The sequence below is a fragment of the Streptomyces xanthophaeus genome (genome assembly GCF_030440515.1).
Classification (GTDB): Bacteria; Actinomycetota; Actinomycetes; order Streptomycetales; family Streptomycetaceae; genus Streptomyces; species Streptomyces kutzneri.
Window position 1 is genome coordinate 940,137 of the sequence record NZ_CP076543.1, and the last position, 23,462, is coordinate 963,598.

General features: G+C 66.5%; 11 protein-coding genes and 4 pseudogenes. 6 read left to right on the forward strand and 9 right to left on the reverse strand.

Translation table 11 applies throughout. The features are described 5' to 3' along the window. Positions 1-28: 28 nt before the first annotated feature. Positions 29-316 carry a hypothetical protein gene (locus tag KO717_RS04130; protein ID WP_301364501.1) on the reverse strand — a complete coding sequence of 96 codons (288 nt, stop codon included), beginning with the start codon at positions 314-316 and terminating at the stop codon, positions 29-31. A gap of 2,628 nt (positions 317-2,944) precedes the next feature. On the opposite strand from KO717_RS04130, the pseudogene KO717_RS04140 reads away from it, so the two are divergent. Beyond that, positions 2,945-3,540 (forward strand): annotated as a pseudogene (locus tag KO717_RS04140) (IS630 family transposase); the annotation flags it as partial. On the opposite strand, the gene KO717_RS04145 reads toward KO717_RS04140, so the two are convergent. The 3 genes and pseudogenes from KO717_RS04145 to KO717_RS37460 all read right to left on the reverse strand — a co-directional run. After that, positions 3,537-6,599 carry a CHAT domain-containing tetratricopeptide repeat protein gene (locus KO717_RS04145; RefSeq protein ID WP_301364502.1) on the reverse strand — a complete coding sequence of 1,021 codons (3,063 nt, stop codon included), beginning with the start codon at positions 6,597-6,599 and terminating at the stop codon, positions 3,537-3,539. The pseudogene KO717_RS04140 and the gene KO717_RS04145 overlap by 4 nt on opposite strands. Then, positions 6,596-7,318, reverse strand: coding sequence for a hypothetical protein (locus KO717_RS04150; protein ID WP_301364503.1), 723 nt, complete (start codon positions 7,316-7,318; stop codon positions 6,596-6,598). The genes KO717_RS04145 and KO717_RS04150 overlap by 4 nt, the downstream gene beginning before the upstream one ends. Positions 7,319-7,461: 143 nt before the next feature. Beyond that, positions 7,462-8,476, reverse strand: a pseudogene (locus tag KO717_RS37460) (IS630 family transposase); the annotation flags it as partial. Here KO717_RS37460 and KO717_RS04165 point away from each other — a divergent pair. After that, positions 8,463-8,687, forward strand: a pseudogene (locus tag KO717_RS04165) (IS5/IS1182 family transposase); the annotation flags it as partial. The pseudogenes KO717_RS37460 and KO717_RS04165 overlap by 14 nt on opposite strands. Positions 8,688-9,013: 326 nt before the next feature. On the opposite strand, the gene KO717_RS04170 reads toward KO717_RS04165, so the two are convergent. After that, a complete protein-coding gene (locus KO717_RS04170) occupies positions 9,014-10,081 on the reverse strand; it encodes a hypothetical protein (RefSeq protein WP_301364506.1) in 1,068 nt (355 codons plus the stop codon). A 667-nt stretch (positions 10,082-10,748) separates the two neighbouring features. On the opposite strand from KO717_RS04170, the gene KO717_RS04175 reads away from it, so the two are divergent. Next, positions 10,749-14,264: a CHAT domain-containing protein gene (locus tag KO717_RS04175; RefSeq protein WP_301364507.1), complete on the forward strand. Its 3,516-nt coding sequence runs from the start codon at positions 10,749-10,751 to the stop codon at positions 14,262-14,264. A 179-nt stretch (positions 14,265-14,443) separates the two neighbouring features. Next, complete coding sequence (locus tag KO717_RS04180) at positions 14,444-14,710, forward strand: hypothetical protein (protein ID WP_301364508.1); 267 nt, start codon at positions 14,444-14,446, stop codon at positions 14,708-14,710. Positions 14,711-16,302: 1,592 nt separating this feature from the next. Here KO717_RS04180 and KO717_RS04185 read toward each other — a convergent pair. Together KO717_RS04185 and KO717_RS04190 are read right to left on the reverse strand one after the other, a co-directional pair. Then, positions 16,303-16,464: pseudogene (locus tag KO717_RS04185) on the reverse strand (pirin family protein); the annotation flags it as partial. Between the two features lie 281 nt (positions 16,465-16,745). Then, positions 16,746-18,065: a hypothetical protein gene (locus KO717_RS04190; RefSeq protein ID WP_301364509.1), complete on the reverse strand. Its 1,320-nt coding sequence runs from the start codon at positions 18,063-18,065 to the stop codon at positions 16,746-16,748. A 509-nt stretch (positions 18,066-18,574) separates the two neighbouring features. On the opposite strand from KO717_RS04190, the gene KO717_RS04195 reads away from it, so the two are divergent. Both KO717_RS04195 and KO717_RS04200 read left to right on the forward strand, forming a co-directional pair. Continuing rightward, positions 18,575-19,198, forward strand: coding sequence for a helix-turn-helix transcriptional regulator (locus KO717_RS04195; protein ID WP_301364510.1), 624 nt, complete (start codon positions 18,575-18,577; stop codon positions 19,196-19,198). Between the two features lie 211 nt (positions 19,199-19,409). After that, complete coding sequence (locus tag KO717_RS04200) at positions 19,410-19,904, forward strand: phosphate-starvation-inducible PsiE family protein (RefSeq protein ID WP_301364511.1); 495 nt, start codon at positions 19,410-19,412, stop codon at positions 19,902-19,904. A 15-nt stretch (positions 19,905-19,919) separates the two neighbouring features. Here the strand turns inward: KO717_RS04200 and KO717_RS04205 are convergent, their stop codons facing one another. Together KO717_RS04205 and KO717_RS04210 are read right to left on the reverse strand one after the other, a co-directional pair. Then, positions 19,920-22,091, reverse strand: coding sequence for an FUSC family protein (locus tag KO717_RS04205; protein WP_301364512.1), 2,172 nt, complete (start codon positions 22,089-22,091; stop codon positions 19,920-19,922). A gap of 149 nt (positions 22,092-22,240) precedes the next feature. After that, positions 22,241-23,374, reverse strand: coding sequence for a hypothetical protein (locus KO717_RS04210; RefSeq protein ID WP_189733873.1), 1,134 nt, complete (start codon positions 23,372-23,374; stop codon positions 22,241-22,243). Positions 23,375-23,462 lie beyond the last annotated feature (88 nt).

The window sequence follows — 23,462 nt, forward strand, 5'->3', positions numbered from 1 at the left end:
GGGGGTGGGTTCAGCGCCGAAGCGCTCCTCACTGCTGCGCCGGAGGGGCGACCTCGGGGACGGGCCCCTGACGGAATGCCGTCACGGTTGTCTCGAACGCCGGGTCGGCGAAGTAGTTGGAATGCCCGAAGCTGATTGGGTAGCAGGGGTCGCCTGGCAGAGGGGCGAAGTGGCGCGGGTCGAGGAGCTGTCGGTCGATGGCGGGGCGCGGCGGCATAGCCCCGCCACCTACCGGCGCCAACGCGTCTTTGGCGAGCACCCAGCTGCCGATCGGGTCGGTCGGGCGGTAGAGGTTGCGCCACGGCCATTGGTCCACGTCGGCAGCCGGGTCTCCGGCGATCAGCGTGCCGATCCGTTCGAGGCTTCGCGCGTTGAAGTACGCGGGGAAGAACCGGACGAAAAGGTGGGGTGAGTGGGCTGCCGTACGTGAGCATGCGGATCCGCGTGTCGGCCGCGGTCCGGCTCTGAAGAACGAGGGCCGCCCCGATCACCGACCCCTGGGAGTGGCAGGAGAGGATCACATGCCCCTCTGGGGTCGAATCGTCTTGACCTCTGGTCAGATACTCCACGCGCTCCAGCAGGTCGGGTACGGTGCGTTCGGCGTAGCAGGGCGGTGCCAGTGGGTGAGTCTCGCGCGGCCAGAATGTGCCGATGTCCCACAAGATGCCCACCGTCCGACGGAAGCGGGGGCTCTTGTACGCTTGCCTGCCTGCCCACAGCAGCACCAGAAAACCCGTAGTGAGAACCACGTTGGAGAGTAGAACGAGCCACCGCTCGTCTGTGACGAGTCTGGGATTCTTCACGAACAGAATGACACCGACCCCGGCCGCAGCTGCGGCCACCGCCAGGAAGGTCCCGAGAGCCTTCTGGCTCGCACCCTCGAGCAGCTGCGCCCGCGCCCACGACTTGGCAATCTGACGGTGCCGGCGAGGGTCGTCTTCTGTGGACGCGTACGCCGCGGCTACCTGGGGGGCAAAGTCTCTCCGGGCGCTGAGATTCGTGAGCCGCCACGAGACCAAGCCAATGACGAAAGCCACCACGACGAGGCAGGTCGCGGCCGCGCCGGCCCAGAAGTACGCATCAGGCACGATGAGTTGGATCTGTTCGCTCTTGGCTCGCTGAGCGACCGAAGGCGCGCCGAGTATCTCAGCCACGCGCAGCATGCATCCTGCAGCCAGGGCTCCGGCGAGCGCCCAGCCGAGGAACGCGACGCCTGGAAGGACAAGTCCACCCCACGGTTGACTCGGAAGGTTCGAGAAGGGAGAGGGCGGCGAAGAAGGGGAGGGGGGACGGTCCAGCAGCAGGTAGACCAGAAGGAGCACCAGCATCGCAGCCTGGGCGAGGAACAGCCCATGGATCCAGGTCACTTCCCAAGGCAGCTGGCCGCCCATGGACGGTGTCACCTGACTCTTTGAGCCCCAGGAGGCGACCACTCCTGCGCCGATGACCAGGGCGAGCGCGCCCCATGGCAGGAACTGATACCAATCCCGCTCACGAGAGATCGGGTCCTGCCCATTCGGGCGTGTGCGCTTTGCCGTCCCAGGGCGTATGACGAAGACGACGACAACAACCAGCTGTGCCAGTGCCAGAATCAGGAGCAGGTTGCGGAACAAGCTGGTCCCAAAGGTCCAACTGTCGCTGTCCAGGGCGTATAGCCCCCGTTGGGAACGCTCGAGCAGCGGGGCCAAAAGAAACACTGCAATGACCGCAAATGCACCGGCGACGTGCAGGGCACGCAGACGGCGAACCGGTCCACGTCCGTTCCACATACGCCGGTCTTCGAGTGGAGTCTTAACTTCGGGGTTGGTGACGCTCTGCTCTACCGGCTGCGCCTCCGCGACTTGCCACGTCTTGTTGCCCAAATACCACAGCAGTACGACAAGGGCGACCGGAACGATGGCCGCCACGGTGAGATGACGCCCCGGAGTACTGAGCCAGTCGTACTGAAGCCATCGCAGCCACCCCGCACCTCCAGCGCACTGCATGCCGCCCTCCCGCAAAGCGGCGTTGCCGCACTGCCATCCCACCAGGTCCAACGAGACCGAGATCGCTGCGAGGACGTACGTCCCCGTCAGGCTGAGGGCCAGCAGCCGCTGGATGGAAGTTCGGATGACCACATGCCTTCTCGGAAGGGAGACAGTGTGGCCGGGATCCGCGAAGAAGGCCATGTTGAGGAGCATGAAGGGCAGCAGAAGCAGCCACAGGGCACGCCCACTGTCTCCCGATGTCAGGCCGCCCCAAGAGTATGCCTCTCGCCGGAAGCCGACAGTGTCCTCGTCCCCCGACGCACCCTGGGATTCCCACTCGCGTCGGTAGAAGCCCGCCTTCGCGTCTCCGGCAACACGCGTAACACGCGGATGCCCGAGCGAGGATTCTGGCGGGGTGCCCGACACCCCATGGATGCGCAGCTCAGTCCAGCCCTGGGAGCCTTGGTTGACGTAAAGGGACATTGCGGTTCCTCACCATCAGATTCCCCTCTTTCAGGATTGCCCAGCCGCCCTGGACCTGCCAGCCGAGAAGGCTGACGTGCACGCCACACGCTGTCGGCGTACCTGGGAAAGAAAGTGCTCAGCGAAGTACAGATAGATTCACCTACGCCGACACACGCCCAGCGGGGCAAGACATCGCCGCAGTATCGTCGTTGGACGGACAAGTGAGCTGAGGTCTGCTGCCCCGGCGCGTCCGCTCTCGGGGGGCTAGGTGATCAGTCTCCGCGGCCTTCCAGACGGTTGCCGTTGAGTCAACTGGCTTTCAGCCAGGGACCAGTGGCTGTCGCACTCAGTCGCCATGACCATCACCGACGCCATTCACCACGCGGTCTTGCAGGTGCCGGTCACCGCGTGGACGCCGCGGCCGTCGAGCCAGGCAATGAGATCCGCGACGGCTCTTGGGTAGCCGAGCTCGTCGGAGACTGTCTCAAGGGCTGCCGACAGGGATACGGCTGCTCGACCCGCCGGAGAATGCCCCTGGTCCTATGCGTGGACGAGCAGTCGCAGATCCAGGCCCTGGACCGGTCCCAGCCGGTCCTGCCGATGATGCCTGGTGTTCCCGAACGCCGCAGCCACGACTACTTCCGCACCGGCACCACCGCCCTCTTCGTAGCCCTCGAAATCGCGACCGGCAAGGTCATCGGCTCCCTGCACCGCCGTCACCGCACGGCAGAGTTGCAGAAGTTCCTCGCCAAGCTCGACACGGAAGTCCCCGCCGGCCTGCAAGTGGACCTGATCCTCGACAACTACGCGACCCACAAGACGTCGGATGTGAAGAAATGACTGCTGGCTCATCCGCGGTTCCACCTGCACTTCACGCCCCACCAGCTCGTCGTGGCTGAAACTGGTGGAATGGTGGTTCGCCGAGCTCACACAGAAGAAGCTCAAGCCCGGAGTCCACCGTTCCGCCCAGTTCCTCGGACGCGACATTCGAGCCTGGCCCGCCGACTGGAACAACCAGCCCCGGCCCTTCGTCTGGACGAAGAGAGCCGACGAGATCCTCGACAAAGTCTCCTCCTACTGCCACCGTCTCTCTGACTCAGGTCACTAGCCGTCGGCGCCAGCGGAAGGTTCTGCCCTCGCGTAGAGGACGAAGGCAGCCCAGGTGTACTCCTCCTCGGACTGCGCGTGGTGGAGCTGGGCAGTGCGCAGGGCGGCAGCAGGAGATGCTCCTGTGACCAGCAGCCCGTAGAAGGTGGCCATGAACTCCGCCGCCTGTTGGTCGGGGATCTTCCACAAGGTGCTGATCACTGCGGCCGCCCCAGCGAGCAAGAACGATCTCCTAAGGCCGATGCTGCCCTCCGCGACGTGGCGTAGGCCGAGCCCGGTGTCACACGCGGAGAGCACGACAAGCTCGGTGCCCCGTAGCTCAAGAGTCATCACTTCTGCGGCGGTGAGGAAGCCGTTGTCCGCATCCTCCGGTAGGGGCAGACCACGGAGCCAAGTGTTGGCGCCGGCGAGGGCGAGTCCCGATTGCAGCATCGGATTGGCAACTGCGCCCAACGCTGGGGGCCGCGGATGGATGGCCTGCCTGCGATGCCGGAAGCCTGCAGGATCCACATCGCGGTCGGGGAGGAAGTATCCGTGAGTAACGATGTGCAGGATATTTGGGGCTGGTCGGATCTGCTGGAGTGCCGTCTTGGTGGCGTGCGCGCCGGTGAGGGGTGTCGTCCTGAGTAGGCGTGCGACTGCCTCTCCCTCGTCGCGGGCTCCTTCTAGCGGTGTGAACCATGGCAGGGCACTCCGCATTGCTGAGGCAACCCGCGGTACGGGCTCTGGAGACGGAGCCGGCGATGTGAATACGCCGGACCGCTCTTCGTGTCTGGCTGCGGTGAGGTCGAAGTCTGGTGCCGCGATGACGAGCGGGGTACCCGGGATCTGCGCCGACGGCGGATCGACGAGATCGCGCCCCGATGCCAAATAGGTTATTGCATAACGGTGAAGGAGCCGTTGGCCCGAGCTATCGGGGAGGGCTGCAAACGGCAGGTGGGCGAGTTCTGCGTCGGGGACGATGAGGAGAGTCCGGGCGGACATGACGCCTTGCAGCAGCGGCTTGCTCAGTCGCTCGGTCAGCTCGCGTTCGATTTCTTCGGCGGTGGCTATGGCCACGGCCTCGGGGCTGAGCACAACGCGATCCACGGTGTCCAAGCGGCCGCTCAAATAGGTGCGGAACAGGGCCGCCAAGCGATTGATCCGATCCGCGTCGCCCAAGTCCACGCACTCGACCTCTCCACGTCGCTCCGGGCGGACGATGAGCATCAGATATCGGGACTGCCGGTAAACGCTCTCGCCGCGGGCTGGCACGGCCTGGTAGTCCAAGGCGTCGGCGAGCAGGAACTCCACGTACACGGTGCCCCGCGGGAGCAGCTCGGCAAGAGACAGAGGATCTTTGGGGGGTTCCCGTTCGCTCGCGCAGCGGCTTGGTCCCTCAGCCATCGCACGAGCGAATTCGGCCTCCAGGTACGACCGGCGTCCGATGAGATCCTCGATTGCTCGCTGATGTCCCTCAGGATCGTCGAGCGGGCCTGGTCCGGAGAAAGTGAGTTGGGCCAGGCGCCTACTCACCCGGTCTCGCTCGTCCAGCAGTTCCGCCAGGTCTGACCGTCCTGCTTCGGCAGCAGCAGCTCTTTCGCTTCGGAACGCGTGACCAGCGACGCCACGTTTTCGTAGCAGTGCCGAAAGCAATGCTTCGGGAGCGCCGGATAGTTGGGGGCGGTGCATGGCCAGTGACGCCAGAGCATGGATGCGACCATAGGTCAAGGTGGCAAAGGTCTCCCGCTGTTCGGCAGAGCCGACGGCGAATACCTGCCGGGTGTTGAGTTGGTCCGCGAGGTCTGCGCGCATGAGCAGACGAAGAGCCTCTTTTTCTTGCCCCATGGATACCAGGACGTGTGCCATGTACAGGTAGCTCTCGATCGTGGCGGTGTGCTGTTGTCCGAGGACAGACGTGCGGATGTCGAGGGCCTGGCGGAGCAGGGCTTGTGCTTGTTCCCACTCGCCCTGGTCGCAGCAGATGGCTGCCAGGTTGTGCAGGCTCCTGGCCAGCTGTGGATGGTGTGCTGGAAGGATCCGCCGTCGAAGGTCAAGGGCGTCCTCGTACTGTCTCCGCGCCTGCTCCCAGTGGCCTAGCTCCTGTTCGGCCCACCCGAGGTTGTTCAGTGCGGTGGCTACGTCCGGATGGCTCTGTCCCAGCCGGGACCTGCAGGTGTCGAGGACGTGCGCGAACACATCGCGCGCTTCGTGCCGGCGCCCGAGGCGCATGAGCACGACCGCGCGGTTGCACTCGGTGGTCTCGACCGCGGGATGTTCTGGCGGAAGGCGCTTCAGCTGGATGCGCAGCGCCTCCTCCAGCAGAGAGAGTGCCACCTTATGGTTGCCGATCATCTCCTCGTTCAGCACGGCGAGATGGTGGACGGTCGCCGCAGTGGACAACCCGTCGGCTCCTTCGGTGGCGAGATGGGCCTGCAGGGCCACCCTGAGGTATCGGTCGGCGGCCACAACATCGCCGCGATGGATGTGCAGCAGCCCTATGTTGTTCGCCAGTGATCCCACGGCCGGATGAGTGTCGGGAAACAGCCGAGTGCGTATGGACCAGGCACGCTCGTAGTGCTCGCGGGCCGACTCAAGGTCACCGCGGTGGCGCAGAGCGGTGGCGAGAATACTCAGGGCATAAGAGGCGGTCTCGTCGTCGAGGTAGGCCCATGGGAGTAGGGTTCGCAAGACTTGTTCGTACTCGCCCATTCCCAGCAGACATCGGCCGAATGTGTTTCGCCAGGTGCGCGTGGGCTTGGCCCCCGGTCCGAAGACGGCCGACTCCAGCCACGTGATGCGTTGAGCGACGCCGGCCGCTGTGTCGTAGGCGTGGTAGTGCTCCAGCACATCGACGACCAACCGGAGCGGTCCAGCCCAGCCGACGTGCGTCACCCCCCATCGGCAGGCGGCAAGGCGGTCCCGAGGAACTGGAGTCCTGTTCGTGTCGAAGATGCGGTCGATCTCGGCAGCGAACTTCGCAGCAAGGGCGTGTGCCTGGCGTTGAGCCTGCTCGTGTTGCCCCCGCATCATCGCCTCTCGAGCGGCCTCGGCGGCAGTGACCCGGCGGCGCAGGGTCATCCCCGGTCGCCTGCCCCGCGGGGATCGGCCAGTTCCAGGCGGGCACCGTAGAGGTTGCTGGCCGCCCTGCCCGGACGCCAGCGGCCCAGCCACCGCCGTCGCAGTTCGACTTCCGCTCCTACGGCCATATCCAGATGGGAGCTGCCGGTCGGGACCTGAAGTACCGCGATGGAATGTTTTGTCCCGGGGTGCACGGCGCGTTCAGTGGCGGGGCTGTAGACCCAGTAGAAGGTACCCTCCCCCTCGCCATACGCCGTGATCACAGGCGTCAGGCGGATGAAACTGACCTGGTGAGTGAACACATCCGCGCCCACCTCGACGACGCCGAAGGTGAGAGTTGGCGTCAGCCCGTAGGCTCGGGAGACCGTCTCCTGGGAGGTCACGTCCCTCGGGCACAAGGCCACCGCCCGGGAACCGGAAATGCCTAGATCGAAGCCCACCTTGACGCGGGTGTGCTGGAAGCCCGCGGCGGGCTCATGCACCGTGTAGGGCCAGCGCACCCAGATCAGGTCCCAGCGGTTCGGGTCGGGCACGCCGAGGCGAGCAGCACCGTCAGCAAGTGCAAGCCGGGAGACTTGAGGATGACCGAGAGAGACGCGCCCCACGGGTTCGTCCCGCCCAGCACCGCGGCTGTCGTCCTGCGATACCAGCTCCAGCTCTGCGATCACCGCATGATCCGGGAGCGGCGCGTCATCGAGGACCAGCATCGAAGATGCCATAACAGCATTGTGACAGCCGAAGACGATCCGCGCCCTGGGCCGCCGCACGCTGGCGCTGGTACCGCCGCACGCGGTCCGGAGTTGCCGCACCACGTAAGGTCAGGGAGGGACTCGGCTTGGAGTCGTCTCCGCCTGGACGAATGGATGGTGAGGCCGGTGCCGGCTATGAAGCCATCGAGGGTGTCAGGCCGGTATTGAAGGCGTTTGAGGCGGTTGCGGACGAGGGCTTCGAGTCGGTCCAGGGCCATGACGGCGAGGTTGGCGAGGCTGCGTTTGACGTGGGCCCATACCCACTCGACGGGGTTCAGGTCGGGTGAGTAGGCGGGCAGCAGGAACACCGTCAGCCACTCACGCTCGGCCACGAGGTCGCGCATCCTGCGGGAGAGGTGGGTGTTCAGCCGGTCCCACACGAGCACGATCGGGGCCTTGACCAGCTGGTGGACTCCGTCGATCAGCTCGATGAAGTCCCGCTCGCCCATGCTGCGACGCGCGCCCTTGCCGGCGGGGTGGGTCCGAAGGCGGTGGCACAGCCGGGTCCGGGAACCCGGCCGCATCGCGATCAGCCCGGCCACCGACAGCCGTCCCGAGCGCCGGCCGCTGATGGTGACGACCGGAGTCGGTCCGCGGCGGCCCCAAGTCCTGCCCCGGGGCGGCCGACGGGTGAAGCCGGCTTCGTCCTCGAAGCAGACGTAGCCCCCGCAGGCCGCCCGGGCCCTTTTACCTCCGCCCAGGTCACCTCCCGCCACGCGCTCATGGCCTGATCGTCGCGCGCTCGGCGACCCGCCGGGCAGGGACCTGCGGGCTGAAGCCGAGCCGGTGTATCAACCGGGTGGCGCCCGAGACACTGTAGGAGACGTGGAACTTCCGGCCGATCAGCGTGACCACCCTCGAAGCGGTCCACACCTGGTCCTCCACCCAGCCATGCGCGGCCGGACCCTGCTCCAAATTCGCGACGAGCTTCTCCAGACACCGCAGGGACAGACGGCACCGTGACCCGCTCGGACCGCGAGAGGCCAGAGCCAGAACACCACCGTCCCGCCACAACTGGTGCCATTGATACTCCGACTTCACGCTCACCCGCAGCCGCCGTGCGACCTCCGACGGCTTGATCCTCTGCTCGAACAGCTCGGCCGCCTGCATCTGTATCAAGGCGGTCATCCCGGAGAAGAAGGACCAAGCCGCCCACCGGAAGAACAAGGGCTTCAGAGGCGGCCGGCACGTCAGCCACGACGCAGACGTCTACAAAGAGCGGAACACCGTCGAACGCCTGATCAACAAACTGAGAGCCTGGCGAGGCATCGCCACCCGGTGCGACAAGACCCCCGACATCTACCTCGCCGGACTCCACCTACACGCCTCGATGATCTGACTTAAGGACCTCACCCGAACCCATTGATCACAACCAAATACCCGCCCTAGTGGCCTGCACTCAGAGAATTATCGTGGGCGGACCTGGTAGCCGCCCAGTGCCACCGAATCTCCGACTCAGGTCCCTAGCGGAGGCGTGCCTGGTCGAAAACAGTTTCGTATGGCCCTGAGGGTGCCGTGACGGCATGTAGATAACTCGCCTTCCTCGGGCCGGGGACGCGGGGCACCCGTCCGAGGGAACCGGCGGGCGGCTTCATCACCGGCCCGGCGGCCAGTTGACGATAGCGAGGGGGCGAGCGCGCCGCACAGCCATGAATTATGCGACAGTCACAGCTGATCATTATGATGTTCGCCAAGCAGCCGTCGGATCCCCGCCATCTTGCGGTGCATTACCTGGGCAACCGAGCTTGATTCAGGTCGCAGCGTATGGGTTGAAATGGGAGTAGACGTTTCCGCGGTGATGGTTGGGATGAGATGGCCATTCCCTTGAAGAAGGTACGTGAGATTGGCACCGACCTGGGGGGTGATGGGGCCCGCCTGTTCGAAGCCGAGTTGGCGGGCGAGGTTAGCCACGTAAAGTCGAACAGCCGCCTCGACGAGCTGTGCGTAGGTGTCGGTAGCGGTACGCGCGCGTCGCCAACCTGTTAGGCACGTGGCCGCTGCGAGGAGGAGTCCAGGCCACCACAGCGCGCCGACCACGAGGTAGAGCAGCCCCCAACTGGTGAGCGTGGTAGCGCGGGCGAGGGCCTCGCGGGCCGTTCTGATTTCGCTGCGGTCGGTGTCGGGGAGCGTGAGCCAAAGGGCGGGCCAAACTGTAGGGATGTCCAGCTGGTACTCACGGTCGAAGCGGACAGCGACGACGTTGAGTCGGTCTCCCATCCACGTGGGGCGTTCGGGCTTTTCCTGGCTAATACGAACCCTGTCGCGATATGCGGCGGCGAGGGCGCCCCTGTCCCGACGACGACCATGAGCGCGGTCGCGGGCCAGCTGTTCGCGCTGCCGCTTGTATTCGTCGGATGCTTGGTCCCATCGATCCTGTCGTGCGCTGACACGCTTGCCTGCGAGCTGACGGAGCGGAGGCGGCCAGGCAGCCCAATCTGCGGCAAGCCATAGACGCTCGGTGAGGGTTCCGCCGGCCTGGGCGACGAGTCCAGCGGCAGCCGAGATGAGGAGTACTGCGATGAGGATGACCACCAGGCGGGCGGGCGTGTTCACCCCGTACGCCCTGGCCCACTGGTTCACCTGATCTGCCAGCCGGGCAATGGCAAAGGCGTGGGTGTGGCCCAGATGCTGTGCCGTGGCGAGGGCGGACAAGAAGAGCGCACCGGGCAAAACGAGGAGCGTGAACCAGCGTTCGGCAAGCTGCTTTCCCAGCTCTGTTAGGAAGACGCCCACTTTTAGAGCCTGTCTTTGCGTAGCTGCTGGCCGTAGACCTCACATTCTGGAGGGGTGGCGCGTTCGTCGGGGAGCCACCAGCGATTGCAGCGCCCACCAGGACATAGGTAGACAGGCTCGGCGGGGACGGGCGGCCCGAACCCTTGTGACCGAGATCCGCTCGCGCTTCTTCGTGGACCGCTGCTGATGGTGTGGCCGTACACTCCGAGTTGATCCCTCCCTGCCTGTAGCGCAAAGTGAACCTCGTCGAGTAGGGCCGATACATCGTTGCCCGCGCGCAGCTCTTCCAGAAAGCGTTCGAGGATCGACTCGCCTCCGACACGCGTCAGGCGGGAACGAATTTCAACTAGATGTTCACACACATAGGCGATGCCGTCCGCAACCTTGTCGAGCGAGTGGCTGGTCACTTGATCCCTCACATGGGCTGTTTCTGATCACCGGATGCCAGAGCCTCCCCTGCCTTCGGCAAGTGCGGGAGCTGCACAGACACCTTCCCCAGAAATGATCACCAATATGCCATAAAATGGCATGGAATGCACCAGGGCCAATTGGGGGCGCCATGCGTGACGAGCGGCTTGCGGCAGTGAGTAGGCGACTGGATCAGATCGCTGAGGCTGGGGACCCATCCCTTTCGTTGAAACCGGGAGTTCTGGCCGACGCTCGGCAGTTGTCTGAGGTCTTGCGGGACGACGATGGGGATGTCGAAGCCAGGTTCGCGCTGGGCTGGCTGCACTGGTATCGCTACCTGGCGCTGCCCGAAGGGCAAGATCGCGAAGACCTTGCCGCGGCCGCCCATGCATTCGTTCCCTGCTTTCTCGTCGGTGCTGGGCCACTCCCTGACCTGCTGCTGCCGGCACTCGCCGAGTTTTCGGCAGATACTGCCGTTGCCCTGCTTGATCAGGCGCTTGGCGGGCATGACGTGTCCTTGACCTCCGCAGCTGTACAACTGTGGCAGCGCATCGTTGCAGCGGTACCAGCCCAGCACCCTGACAGAGCAGCCATGCTTACCAACCTGGGGACCGCGCTGCGAGCCCGCTTCGAGCAGACCGGGGTGTTGGCTGACCTGGACGAGGCTCTCGCGGTGAGCCGACAGGCGGTACGTGCCGCCTCAGCCGGACTCCCCGAGCGGGCCGAAATCTTGTCTGACTTGGCCAAAACTCTGTATGCGAAGTTCACGCGAACAGGGGTTTTGGCGGACCTGGATGAGGCCATTGATATCGGCCGTCAGGCAGTGCAAGCCGCCCCTGCACACCACCCCGACCAAGCAGCAAATCTGTCCACTCTCGGCAATACTCTGCGTGCCCGATTCGATCGGACTGGCGCGCTGACCGACCTGGAGGAGGCTCTTGCAGCCAGTCGCCAAGCGGTAAGTATGATCCCTATGAACGAACCCAGACGGCCGGGCATGTTGTCCAACCTGGCGCTCGTGCTGGCAACCTTGTTTGAGCGGACCGGAACTTCGGCTGATTTGGACGAGGCCATTACGATCGGCCGTCAGGTACACGCCACGCCTGCAGGCCCATCGGAGCTGGCTGGCACGCTATCCAATCTGGCTACGCATCTGCGGATCCGGTTCGAGCGGACTGGCAGGTTGACTGATCTGGACGAGGCCGTCCAAATGGGCCGCCAAGCGGTGGGCATGACCCCTGTGGGTGACTCCAGTCGACCTGGCATGCTCTCCAATCTGGGTACCCATCTGCGCACGCGGTTCGAGCGGACTGGAGTGTCGGCTGATCTGGACGAGGCCGTAGCGATGGGGCGCCAAGCGGTACACACATTCCCCGTAGACCACCGCGAGCGGCCAGCCGCCCTGTCCAACCTCGCCCTTACCTTGATGACCCGGTTCCAATGGACCGGGGCCCTGGTGGATCTGGATGAGGCCATCGATATCGGCCGTCAGGCGGTAGGGGCTAGCTCTGAAGATCAACCCGCGCGGATGGGACGACTGTCCAACCTCGGAGGGATGCTGCGGGCTCGGTTCGAGCGGACTGGAGTGTTGGCTGATCTGAACGAGGCCGTGCAGGTGGGCCGCCAAGCGGTGCACGCCACTCCCACAGGTCACCCGCAGCTTGGAAGCGCACTGTCCAACCTAGTTGGCTCCTTGCAGACCCGGTTCAGGCAAACTGAAGAGTTGGCTGATCTAGACGAGGCTGTCGAGGCAGGTCGACGGGCAATGCGCGCCACCCCCACAGGCCACCCTGATCGAGCGGGTCGGCTGTCCAATCTTTCGCTCACCCTACGCAGCAGGTTCGAGCGAACTGGGGTACCAGTCGATCTGGACGAGGCCGTCGAGAGCGGCCGACAAGCGGTATCTAGCATTCCCGACGACCACCCTGACCGCGCAGCCATGCTGTCCAACCTCGGCGGAACCATGCGGACTCGTTTCCAGCAGACGATGGATGCACCTGACGCTGATGAAGCACTGTGCGCTTTTTCAAACGCAGTCAACGTGGTCACTGCTGCGCCTTCCATCCGGATTCAGGCAGCGCGGGCGGCCGCGGAGTTGGCTGCCGGCTCGCGGATCGATCTTGCCGTGGATCTCTTGGAAACCGGGATACGTCTCCTCCCCAGGGTGGCTCCTCGCCAACTCCATCGCAGTGACCAGCAGTATGCACTTGGGGGATGCGCAGGTTTGGCCAGCGATGCTGCTGCCCTGTTGCTCAGCACCGACCGGGCCACGGGGCCAGACCGCGAACGGTATGCGACCCAAGCACTGCAGATCCTGGAGTCGGGACGAGCTGTCCTGATCAGCCAGGCGCTGGACACGCGCAATGACCTAACCGACCTGCGGCGGCAGTCCCCTGACCTCGCTGACCGTTTCACTCGACTGCGAGACCAACTCGACAGGTCATCACTGGCCGTGGAACGCACGGACATAGACGGGAAGGCCGACAACGCTCAGTGGGATCGTGAAATTCAGGACCGGCACAGGTTGGCCACGCAGTTTGACAGGACAGTCGCAGAGATTCGCGAACTCGAGGGCTTCAGATCGTTCATGCTCCCCCCGAAACTGGAGGATCTTGTCGCTGAAGCCCGTCAGGGCCCAGTTGCGGTGTTCAACGTCAGCGGTTACAGCAGCGATGCACTTCTTCTTACCTCCGATGGAGTCGGTCGCCTCTCTCTGCCTGAACTCGCTCACGACACCCTCGTCGAGAAGATCGACCTGTTCCACAAGGCGCTGCGCTCCACAGGGGAAGCGACCTTGAGTTGGGAGCAGCGGGCGGCTGCCCAGGACATGTTGAGCGAGATTTTGGAGTGGCTATGGGACGCCGCAGCGGAACCCGTCCTCGAGGAGCTCGGTTTCACGTTGGAACCTCCACCGGAGACGGCATGGCCCAGGCTGTGGTGGGCGCCTGGCGGTCTGCTCGGCCAATTGCCGCTGCACGCCGCTGGCTACCACCGGCAGCGAGCTGACAGTCACGGCCGCCGAACGGTAATGGATCGGGTTATTTCCTCTTATACGCCTACTGTGCGTGCCCTTCGTCATGCTCGACAACCCACCGCCACGACGTCCAAGCCTGGCTCGGCCCTGATTGTTGCTATGCCCACTACGCCCGGCGAAAACCCGCTGCATCACGTCGCCACAGAAGCCGAGATGCTCCGGCACCGACTGCCCAGCTCCAAACTTCTCATCGAGGAGAGCGATGCGGAAGGGGAGCCAGGCATCATTACTCCGTACACGCCCACCAAAACCCGGGTACTCACAAGCCTGCCAGAGTTTTCGATCGTCCACTTTGCCTGCCACGGCGCCAGTGACCCGAAAGACCCATCGCAGAGCCGACTGCTACTGCACGACCACGAGAGCGACCCGCTGACAGTCGCGAGCCTTGCCTCGATTAAGCTCGACCAGGCTGGCCTGGCCTACTTGTCGGCCTGCAGGACAGCGTTCACCGGTGCGACCGACCTGATAGACGAGTCCATCCACCTAGCGTCGGCATTCCAGGTTGCAGGCTTCCGTCACGTGGTTGGCACCCTTTGGGAGGTTGACGACGCAATCGCCGCCCGCATCGCGGAAGCCTTCTATTCAGCCCTGCAAACTGCATCCGGGCTCAGCGCCAACAACGCAGCACAGGCGCTGCATCACGCTGTAAGGCGGGTGCGCGACGGCGCCTACCTAACTGGTCCGAACGATTTGACTCAGGTTCCCTCGCTATGGGCGGCTTACGTACACGCCGGCGCATGACTTTGTGCGTAGCGTCATCCGGGTAGAGCGCAGTGCGCTCGCACACATGCCCAGAGATTTGGCTACGCGGAGGCCGACAAGGGCTTGCCATGAGGCAACGAACTGCCCATCGACGGTTAACCCGTTTGTTTGCGTTATTTCTGGCTCAAATTTGTCGTCGCGAAGCAAAGGAGTTAGTCATGACCACACGAGAGGACTTGGAAGGAATGTCAACAATGACATTGGTTACCACGGTCGCGATGATCGTTCAGGCCGAGAACCCTGCCGACGTGCCAACTCTGAGAGACTGCGTAGAGGTACTCCGGCACCGTTACCCGGAAGTGGAGCGGGTGATTCGTGACTGGAGAGAGCAGGGTGGGAGTGACAGAGAGCTCCTTCCTCGTGTTACCGCAGCAGCAATGGCTGCATCCGGGGAAGATCCTGACTTCCGGGATCCATTTGCCTAGGCAACTACATGCCCGGGTAGCCACAGGCTCGTCGACGGCGACGCCCGCGAAACAGCGCGTTGAGCATCGCGCAAATAAAGGCCTTTGGCGAGACGATGGAGGCGCTTGCAGCAGCCCGACGCAGGGGCAACCGGGAGAAGTCCCGCTGTTGTCCTCCGCGCACTCCTCCGCTCGACGGGACGCAAACACCAGATCAGCGGCGTGCAGGAACATCCCCCGCGGCCAGGCCAAGTACTCACAGTGCTAGCCGACACGCCCAGCTGCCGACTGGCGCGCTCAGGGTGTGACAAGCGCCGCGGTTGCATGATGAGTGCGGCGACAGGTGTACCCGGACCCTCCCAGTTTGACGGAGGCTTAACGGAAACGCGGTCCGAACCAGGTTGGCTGTGGCGGATATTTCGTGACGGCCAGTTCTAAACAACCCGCTTAGCTCGTGCCAGAGTCCGCCAGTGGCACGCCGAGATCCGCCAGCTGCGAGTCCGCGGCTGGACCATCAGCTCCATTGCTGCCCGCCTGGGACGGGACCACAAGACCGTCCGCCACTACCTGACCACCGACCTCGACCAGATCCTCGCCTCCGCCCAACGAACGCCGCCCCAACGGCCACATCAACCGGTTCAGGCCCTACCTGCAACACCGCTTCCGCGGCGGCGCGACCAACGCCGCGGCCCTTTCCGCGAGATCCGCGAACGCGGCTACCGCGGCAGCCGCGTCGTCGTCACCAAGTACATCGCGACCCTCTGAGCCGGCACCGCCGCCCCCGTGCCGCCCCAGCCAGTTCCCAGCCCCCTCCGCATCACGACCTGGATCATGCGCCACCCCGACACCTTCACCGACAGCCAGCGTGAGCAACTCGACCGCATCCTCGCGCCTGCCTCGACCTGGCCACCACCCGCGACCTCGCCCACGATTTCAGCGCCATCGCCCGCGAACGCCGAGGCCACGACCTCACCCAGTGGATGGCGCACGGGCTCTCGACGAGAGGCCGCCACCCGTCCAGGGGTTCGCCGCGTTCCTCCAGAACGACTGGGACGCCGCCGTCAACGGCCGCACCCTGCACTGGAACTCAGGCGCTGGCGAAGGCTAGGTCACGCGGATCAAATGACGAGGGGCAAGGGAAGGCACGCCACAGAGCCGCGGACACCCTTACGGCAGCGACCTTCATCGCCCCGCCTCCCGGAAGCCCACTTCGCCGAGACTGCAGGACGCCGCTGCGACGACGGCTGCAGGGGTTGTCGGCTTCCTACAAGCGGTGACACCCAGGCGATCAGGCTCTCGGTCCGGCCCTTGCGAAGCGCAGTGGGCAACCCGACCGGCACGTAGCCGGGAACAACTTCCAGGCAAGCGCCGATCGCCGACGAAGTCGATTCGACGTCTGCACCTGCCCGAAGCTTCATCTGACACACCGTCAGGAAAGTCGGCATTGGGTCAGCATTCGTAGACACACGCCCACCCACGGACGCCCACAGAAGGGGAAGGCCCCGCACCATCGAAGGGCAAGCGCGGGGCGCGATCGGAAGCGTCGAGGCTTCGGCAACCGGAAGGTGCGCGACCCGCGCCCTGCGGGACCGCATCTCTCTAGTTATCGCAGGTCAGCGCACTCGGCCGCGTGGTTTGAGGTGGGCCGGGGGCAGGTCAGGAGCCGGAAGTGGAGGGCCGTCATATCCCTTCACCTCGCCGAATCTCGTCCCATTCATCCAGTCCTCGCGGGCCTGTGCGATATCCTCATGGGACCGGCCAATCCAGTTCCAGAACCATTGGATCGCTCCACGTTTCCGCAGGTCAGAGCGTTACGCGTCCCTCAAAGTCAGCAAAAGTCAGCATCAGGGCACCACGGCCGCGGGCCTGACCAGGAGTTGCTCGGCATCTCGCCCGACGTGGTTACGACTCCCCACAATTACCCGAGGTAGTCGATTCGGCCTCTCAGCCTCCGTCTCCGGACCAGTCACGGATCAAGCTCCCGCCTGAACAGCGGCAGACTGCAACCCTCTGACAGGAGTGGTGGCTGTCCGCGCAGCACACAGGCCTCCGTCCTTCAGCCGGTGGGCAGGCTTTCGGTCGTCGGGCGGCGGCGGACGCCGTCCGCGGTGAGCTGTACGAGTTCGCGGCGGACGGTGTCGTGGTGGGTGGGGTGGAAGCCGGGGACGGAACCGATGCGGGCGCCGGAGGTGGGGTCCCAGATCTCCAGGCCGGGTCCGCCTGCCGAGTACAGCAGGCCGTCGGCGGCGAAGAACCGGCCTTCCGGGCCTCCGAACGTCGCCGTCTCGTCGGGCCCCGAGCCGTGGACGCCGAGGTCGACCATGCGGGTGACGTCGAAGACGCGGGCGCCGGGGACCACTGCCTCGTCGTCGTCTCCGAGCCCGCCGAGGACGATCCGCGCCTCGTCCAGCCAGACCATGGGCCGGTTCCAGTGGTACTCGCAAGGAGGCAGCCGCCGGAATTCGACGGCGGGCTGCTCGCCGTGCCAGGCGGACTCCCCGTCGGCGAACCACCGGGCGAGGTCCCAGGTGACGGGCTGGCCCAGCGGGTGCCACAGCCAGGTGTCCGAAGCCAGGCGGGTGCCGCCCGGGCTGAGGTGGAGCGCGCCGTGGAAGCTGTGCGCCCAGGCGGCCTCCTTCTCGGACTCCGGCATCAGGAGGACCGGCTCGCCGGTCGCCGGGTCCGTGCCCGCGATCCGGTTCCACCGGGTGCGGTGCAGGACGACGTCGCGGCCGGCGTGCTCGGTGAACAGGAGGGAGTAGGGGACGGTCTCGCTGTGGTACCCGTCGTTCTCCAGGACCGCGGTGACCGCTCCGGTGGTCAGGTCGATCACCTCGCCGGTGCGGCCGAAGTCGACGGCGACGGCGGCGAACCGGCCGTTGCGGGAGGCGTGCAGCCGCAGGGCCTTGTCGTGCCCGTTCCACGGCTCCGCATCGGCCGGCACGCTGACGCCGGTGGTGGCCAGGTGCGTGCAGGAGCCCGCCTCGGCGTCCCACAGCAGGATCCGCCCGTCGGCCGCGAGCAGCAGCAGTCCCCGCTCGGTTGGAGCGAGGTCCAGGACCGTACCCGTGTCCGCGGGGAACGGGACCAGGGGTCCGGCGCCCGGGACGGGGCGGGAGGCATCGATGGTCTCAGGGCGCCCGACGGAGTCGACCACGCTCCCGTACGAGGTGTCCGAACAGTCCTCACAGATGCGGCCGGTGGTGACCGGCCGGCCGTGTTGGGCTTCTTCGCGGCACAGGGCGCATATCCGCTGATGCTCGAGGCCGTGCCCGGTGTAGTGGATGGAGAAGTCGACCTCGTCGGTCGCGGTCCGGATGTGCTCGCAGACCGGGAGGCCGTAGGCGGGGGCGTCGTGGCCGCAGGCGAGTGCCATGGTGGTGTCTCCTCGAAGTGGTGTTCCGGGCGGGTTGCCGCAGGGTCGGCCACCGGTCGTCCCATTCCATCCGACGGAATACTCGATTCCGGCCCGGTGCAGCATGCGGCGGCCTGATCGAACGCCTTCCCGCGTCCGTTCGGGCAGAGTCGGGCGCAGACGGGAACCACATGTTCGGACGGGGCAGTTCCCGTCGCGACAGGCCGACGCCAAGCGGATGCCAAGCCGATGCCAGGCGTTCCAGGGCAGGGTGGGAGAGACCGCGGCGGCGGCTGTGGTGGTTCGCCGCGCAGACCGGCCGCGGCCGCAACAACCCCTCCCGCGGGCCCCGGTTCCGGCCGTCGGCCCGAACACCAGATCGGCGGTGCACCCCCGTGCTCCTCACCCTCCCCGTCCCGGCTCCGGCCACCTCATCCGTTCCCGCCGACAGGGTAGGAGCGGTAGCACCTCCGCGCAGCCGCAGGTCCGCACCCGGCGGTTCCCGGCACAGCAGCCCCCGGTGCGGGCCGGTGGGCGTGTTGGTGACCGCCGAGGACGCCTTGACGGCAGAGGGTGCGCGGGCGCGGCTGCGCGACTACGCCGGGCTGCGGCCCCTGCCCGCTGCAGAGCGGCACCGGGCCGATGTGCACCTCGTCTTCGCTGACCGGTTCACCGGCGCCACCTTGGATCTCCTGCGTTCGCTGGCCGCCGACGCGCACGATCCGGGAGCCGGGGCAGTGCTGGTGACGGGCGAGGTCCCCGACCGGTATGTCCTGCCCGCCGTGCAATACGGTCTGCGCAGCGTGGTGGCACGCACCGCAGCGGGATTCGATGCGGTGGCCGAGGCCGTCCGGGAGACGGCCCGGGGCAACGCCGTGCTGCCGTCTGGGCTCCAAGGAGCACTCATCGACCAGATGCTCGGTCTGCGTAGCAGCGTGCTGGAACCCGCCGGGCTTACGTTCTCGGGGCTGGGGATCAGGGAGGTGGAGGTGCTGCGGCTGCTCGCGGAGGGCCTGGACACCGCGGACATCGGGCGCCGGCTGAACTACTCCGAGCGTACGATCAAGCAGATGATCAGCGGGGTGACGGGTCGGCTGGGCCTGCGCAACCGCACCCAGGCGGTGGCCTACGCTTCCCGGCACGGCGCCCTGTGACCCGGCGGCGCCCGCCGGTCGGGGGGTGACTGGCCGCTCAGGACGTCCGCTTCCGCCAAGAATCGCCCGGCGATGGTCTCCGCGATTACGCCAGTCATTGCATCCGGACCTGGCGAAGCCGGGGCGCGGCCAGCACGCCCCCAACAGTGCGGGATCCACTCGTCCGCGCGTTCGGCAGCACGCCGCGCCTGCGGACCGCCGCGCCCCTAGCATGGGAACTGTGCGATCCATTCTCCCGAAGAACGAGGGCGGCCGCATACAGAGCCTCCTACAGCTCGTCGAGGACGGCATTCACCTCGTCGTTGCGGCGCTCCTCGTACTGCTCGCGGGGCTCCTGACCGTCGGGGTCGTCCAGGACGTCATCAAGTCGATCCAGGGGCCGTACCGTGAGGAGACGATCGTTCTCTCCGCATTGGACAGCAGCCTGGTGCTCTTCATCGTGGCCGAGCTGCTCCACACCGTCCGCCTCACCATCAGGAACCAGACCCTCGACGCGGAGCCGTTCCTCGTCGTCGGCCTGATCGCCGGCGTCCGCAAGGTGCTCATCGTGACGGCCGAGGCGGAGAAGTCCTTCCGGTGGCAAGTCGAAGGGATCGAACTGCTCATCCTGGCCGGGCTGATCCTCGTCATGGCGACAGCAGTGTACGTGTGGCGGCGCTCGACACGGCCGGGAGACTACTTCACACCCCCGGAGGCGCGACACTGACCGTCGCGGAAGCTGTCACCCACCCCGGTGCGGTTGTGCTGATTCGTCATCTTCCGCAGCCAAGGCCGTTCGCGTCCGCTGCTGCTCGCGAGCAGAGCCCATGTCGCGTTCCAAGGCTGTACGGCTGACGGCCGTCGCAAGGTCCTCCAAGGCTCGCTTCTGCAGTTCCGCCCCGCGCCGCACCACGGGGCTCCGGTCCACAGGGGCGTCCTGCCACGCGTGGAGCGCCTCCTCCACGCGCCCCCAGTCCATATTCCTGTGCTCAAGCACGTCGACCGCCGCCTGCGCGGTGTCCGCCTCCAGGGCCTCGGCAAACCGCTCCGCCTCGGGGACGGGACGGCTGTCGGCCCGCGGGACGTGGCTCTCCATGAGCATCGCCGCCCGGTCGAACCCCTTGAGCGCCTCCTGCGCCTCCTCCGCCTCGCGCGACGTCAGGCCCCTGGGGCGGACCGGTTCCTGCCTCGCCCGGTCGTATGTCTCCTGCCAGGCGGCACGTGCCTCCCTGCTCGCCAGGAGTGCCTTGCGCAGGTCGGCGTGATGTTCCCGGGTCGGTTCGGCGTAGCTGCGGAGCACCGCGGCCGCGTAACGGCCGTCCGCGGCGAGCCAGTCCGCAAGCCGGTCCGGCAGCCGGGGCGTCTCCCATGCGGGGAACACCACGTACGCCAGCATGGCCAGGGCCCCGCCGAGCAGGGTGAGCACCACCCTCTCCGGGACCGTCTGCTCCCATGCCTGGCCGCCCATGCCGAGCAGGAAGACGACGTATGCGGCAGTGAAGCACTGGGAGTATGCGTAGCCGGTACGGTTCAGCGTGTACGACAGGCCCGCCGAGACCACCGCCAGCAGGCCGAACACATGGGCGTCCGGGCCCAGGGCCCGCACCATCCCGGTGGCGAGCGCGACCCCCGCCAGGGTCCCGGCGAAACGGGCCACCGCCCGCGCGTACGTCTGGTGGAAGTCCGGCCGCATCACCATCACCGAGGTGATGGGCGCCCAGTAGCCGTGGCCCACTGGTAGCCGGGCGGCGATCAGGTAGCCGAGCGTGGCCACCGCCGCCAGGCGGACGGCGTGCCGGAACACGGGTGAGTCCCGGCGGAGCTCACGTCGGACCGCCCGGGCCACGACCGGGACCAGCCGGAACATCGTCGGACGCACCAGCAACTGGGCGTCCGCGGGGTTGAGCGGCGTGGGTGTCCTCCCGCGCGTGCCGCACCGGGCGATCTCCAAGGCCTCGCCGAGCAGTTCCACGAGCCGCTCGGCGGCCTGCCGCGCGGGGCCCTCGAGCACCTCGTGCTCCTCGTCGACGCACAGGGCGTCCGTGCTTCCGGGCGAGACCTCGGCGGGAGTGCCGCGGCGGATCGAACGGGCGGCCGCATCCAGGACCTCGGCGGCCGCGTCGAGCAACTCCCTTGCTCGGTCACGCCCGGGCCCCTCCGCCGGGGCGCCGACGTCCGGATCGGCGAGTGCGGCGACGACGGGCCGAATGCGCTCGGCGAGCCCCCGGGGACCGTGCAGTACGGAGGGACGGGTGCGGGCCTGCGACGGCGTCACGGCGGCCGCGTCCCGCGCCGTCATCAACGGTTCCGGGTCGAACGGGGCGGTCGGGTCGTGCCGCAGCCGGCGGGCGTAGTCCGCCACGGCGGCCAGGGCGTCGGCGAGCGCGTCACGATGCGCCCCCCAACGGCGGATCGGGAACAGCAGGATCAGCAGGGCCTGCGCCACGCCCCCGAGCGCGATGATCCCGGCGTGCTCCAGAGCCCGCCCGACGCTCGTGGGCAGGGTGACGGTCACCAGCATGCTGCCGACCGTCGTCGCTGCGACGATCCCGGCGGTCGATCCGACGGCCCACGCCATCCCTGCGGCAAAGGCCCATACGGCCAGCAGTGGGAGGAACATCGCGAGTCGGCCCGCCGCCAGATAGCCTACGAAGGTGCTGAGCGCCAGACCGGCGCCCGCGCCGAGCGCGATCACTTTGCGGGGACGCCAGGTGCGCTGGAAAGTAGCTGCGCCCGCGGAGTAGGCACCGAGGGCGGCGGACGCGGCGTATGCCGGGGAGGCCAGCCACAGCGTCGGCCCGATGACGATCGCCACCCCGACAGCCGTGCGCAGCGCGAGCAGGGGCTCCAGTCGCGCCTCCTCGATCGTGAGCCCGGATCGCACGACTTCCCGTAGGGCCCGCAGCCAGGTCACGAGCAGGAGCCTAGCCCGACCCTCGTGCCGGCTCGTGCGGGCACGCCGACGAGTCCGTTGAGCATGAGGCTGGAGTCCTCGTGGCCCTCGGGGGCGGCGATCGACCGGCGACGTCTTCGGAACCGAACGATCACCGACGCATCTCCGACTCAGGTCACCAGCTGGTCACCGTGGTCGCCTTGGAGCATCTGGCGACGTTCCTTTTCGCGCGTGGAGTAGGCGGCTGCGCGGATCGCCTCGTCGCTCTCCAAACCTGATCCCAGCGCGCCGGCCACCGTGGCGACCGAAGCGACGAACCAGGACAACGTCAAGTACTCCGTGGCGTGCAGCGGGGTTCCTGTCATGGAAGCGAACACTCGGTCGTTGAGGATGAACAGCGCCCACACCAAGTTGATGACCATCAATCCCGCGTAGCAGACGAGCGCCCCGATACCGACGGTGAGAACCGTTGAGGTGTTGTAGAGCCGCGCCCTCTGCCTCGCCTCCGGCGAGCCCTCTGTCGGTCGATGCCACAGCTCCCCGTCCACGATCAGCCAGCCGATCATGAGCCCGACGGACCCGACCATGGCGATCACGAGGCGTGGCGCGCTCAGGGCCCCGGAGAGGCTCCAGGTGGTGGAGTCCAGGGTGCCGATGGCCCCCGTGGCGAGTGCGGCCGCCAGGGCTTTCGACAAGCCCGATACCAACCGCCAGGGCCGGTTGGCGCGGACCATACCGACGAGCACCCGCAGGTAGCCGCGCGGCCCGCTGACGACGTATCGAAGATCGGCAGTCTCCTCGTCACCGACCTGGCCCCGATGGATAGGCGCGAGCCGACCGGCAAAAGGACCCAGAAGCGGCTGACTCGGCGGAAGCCCCTCAGCCCCGGTGGCCTGCGGACCCACCAAGCCGAGCACGGCTTCTTCCACCGCCCGCCGAGCCCTCGTCTGCAGCCGCAAGCCCCCCAGGGAAGGAAGGGACAGCAGCGCCAAACCGTGTTCGTGGCTCAGATCGACAACGATCTTGCGCCCGTGTGAGTGCAGCGGAAGGTCGGTGAGGGCCACCACGATGTCCCAGTTCTCCGCACTTCCGCGGTCCATGATCCGGCGCATCAAAGTAGGCGGGTCCTCGGACCCTGAGGTGAATGGCTCACTGACCACCTTGACGTCGAACCGACGCCCCTGGCCCGCCTTTTCGGCGAGCCGATCAGGAAGTATCCGGGCGATGCGCTGAGCGATGTCCGTGGGCGCGTCCGGATCCGCCAGGAGAGCTACGACCGTAACGCCCTGCGACGACACCCGCACGACCGGACCATCCTCCTCGGCTGCCCTCCGCGATTGCAGGGGTTCACAGGATGCCCCGGGGTGAAGGCGAAGCCGTGGTGACACGCTG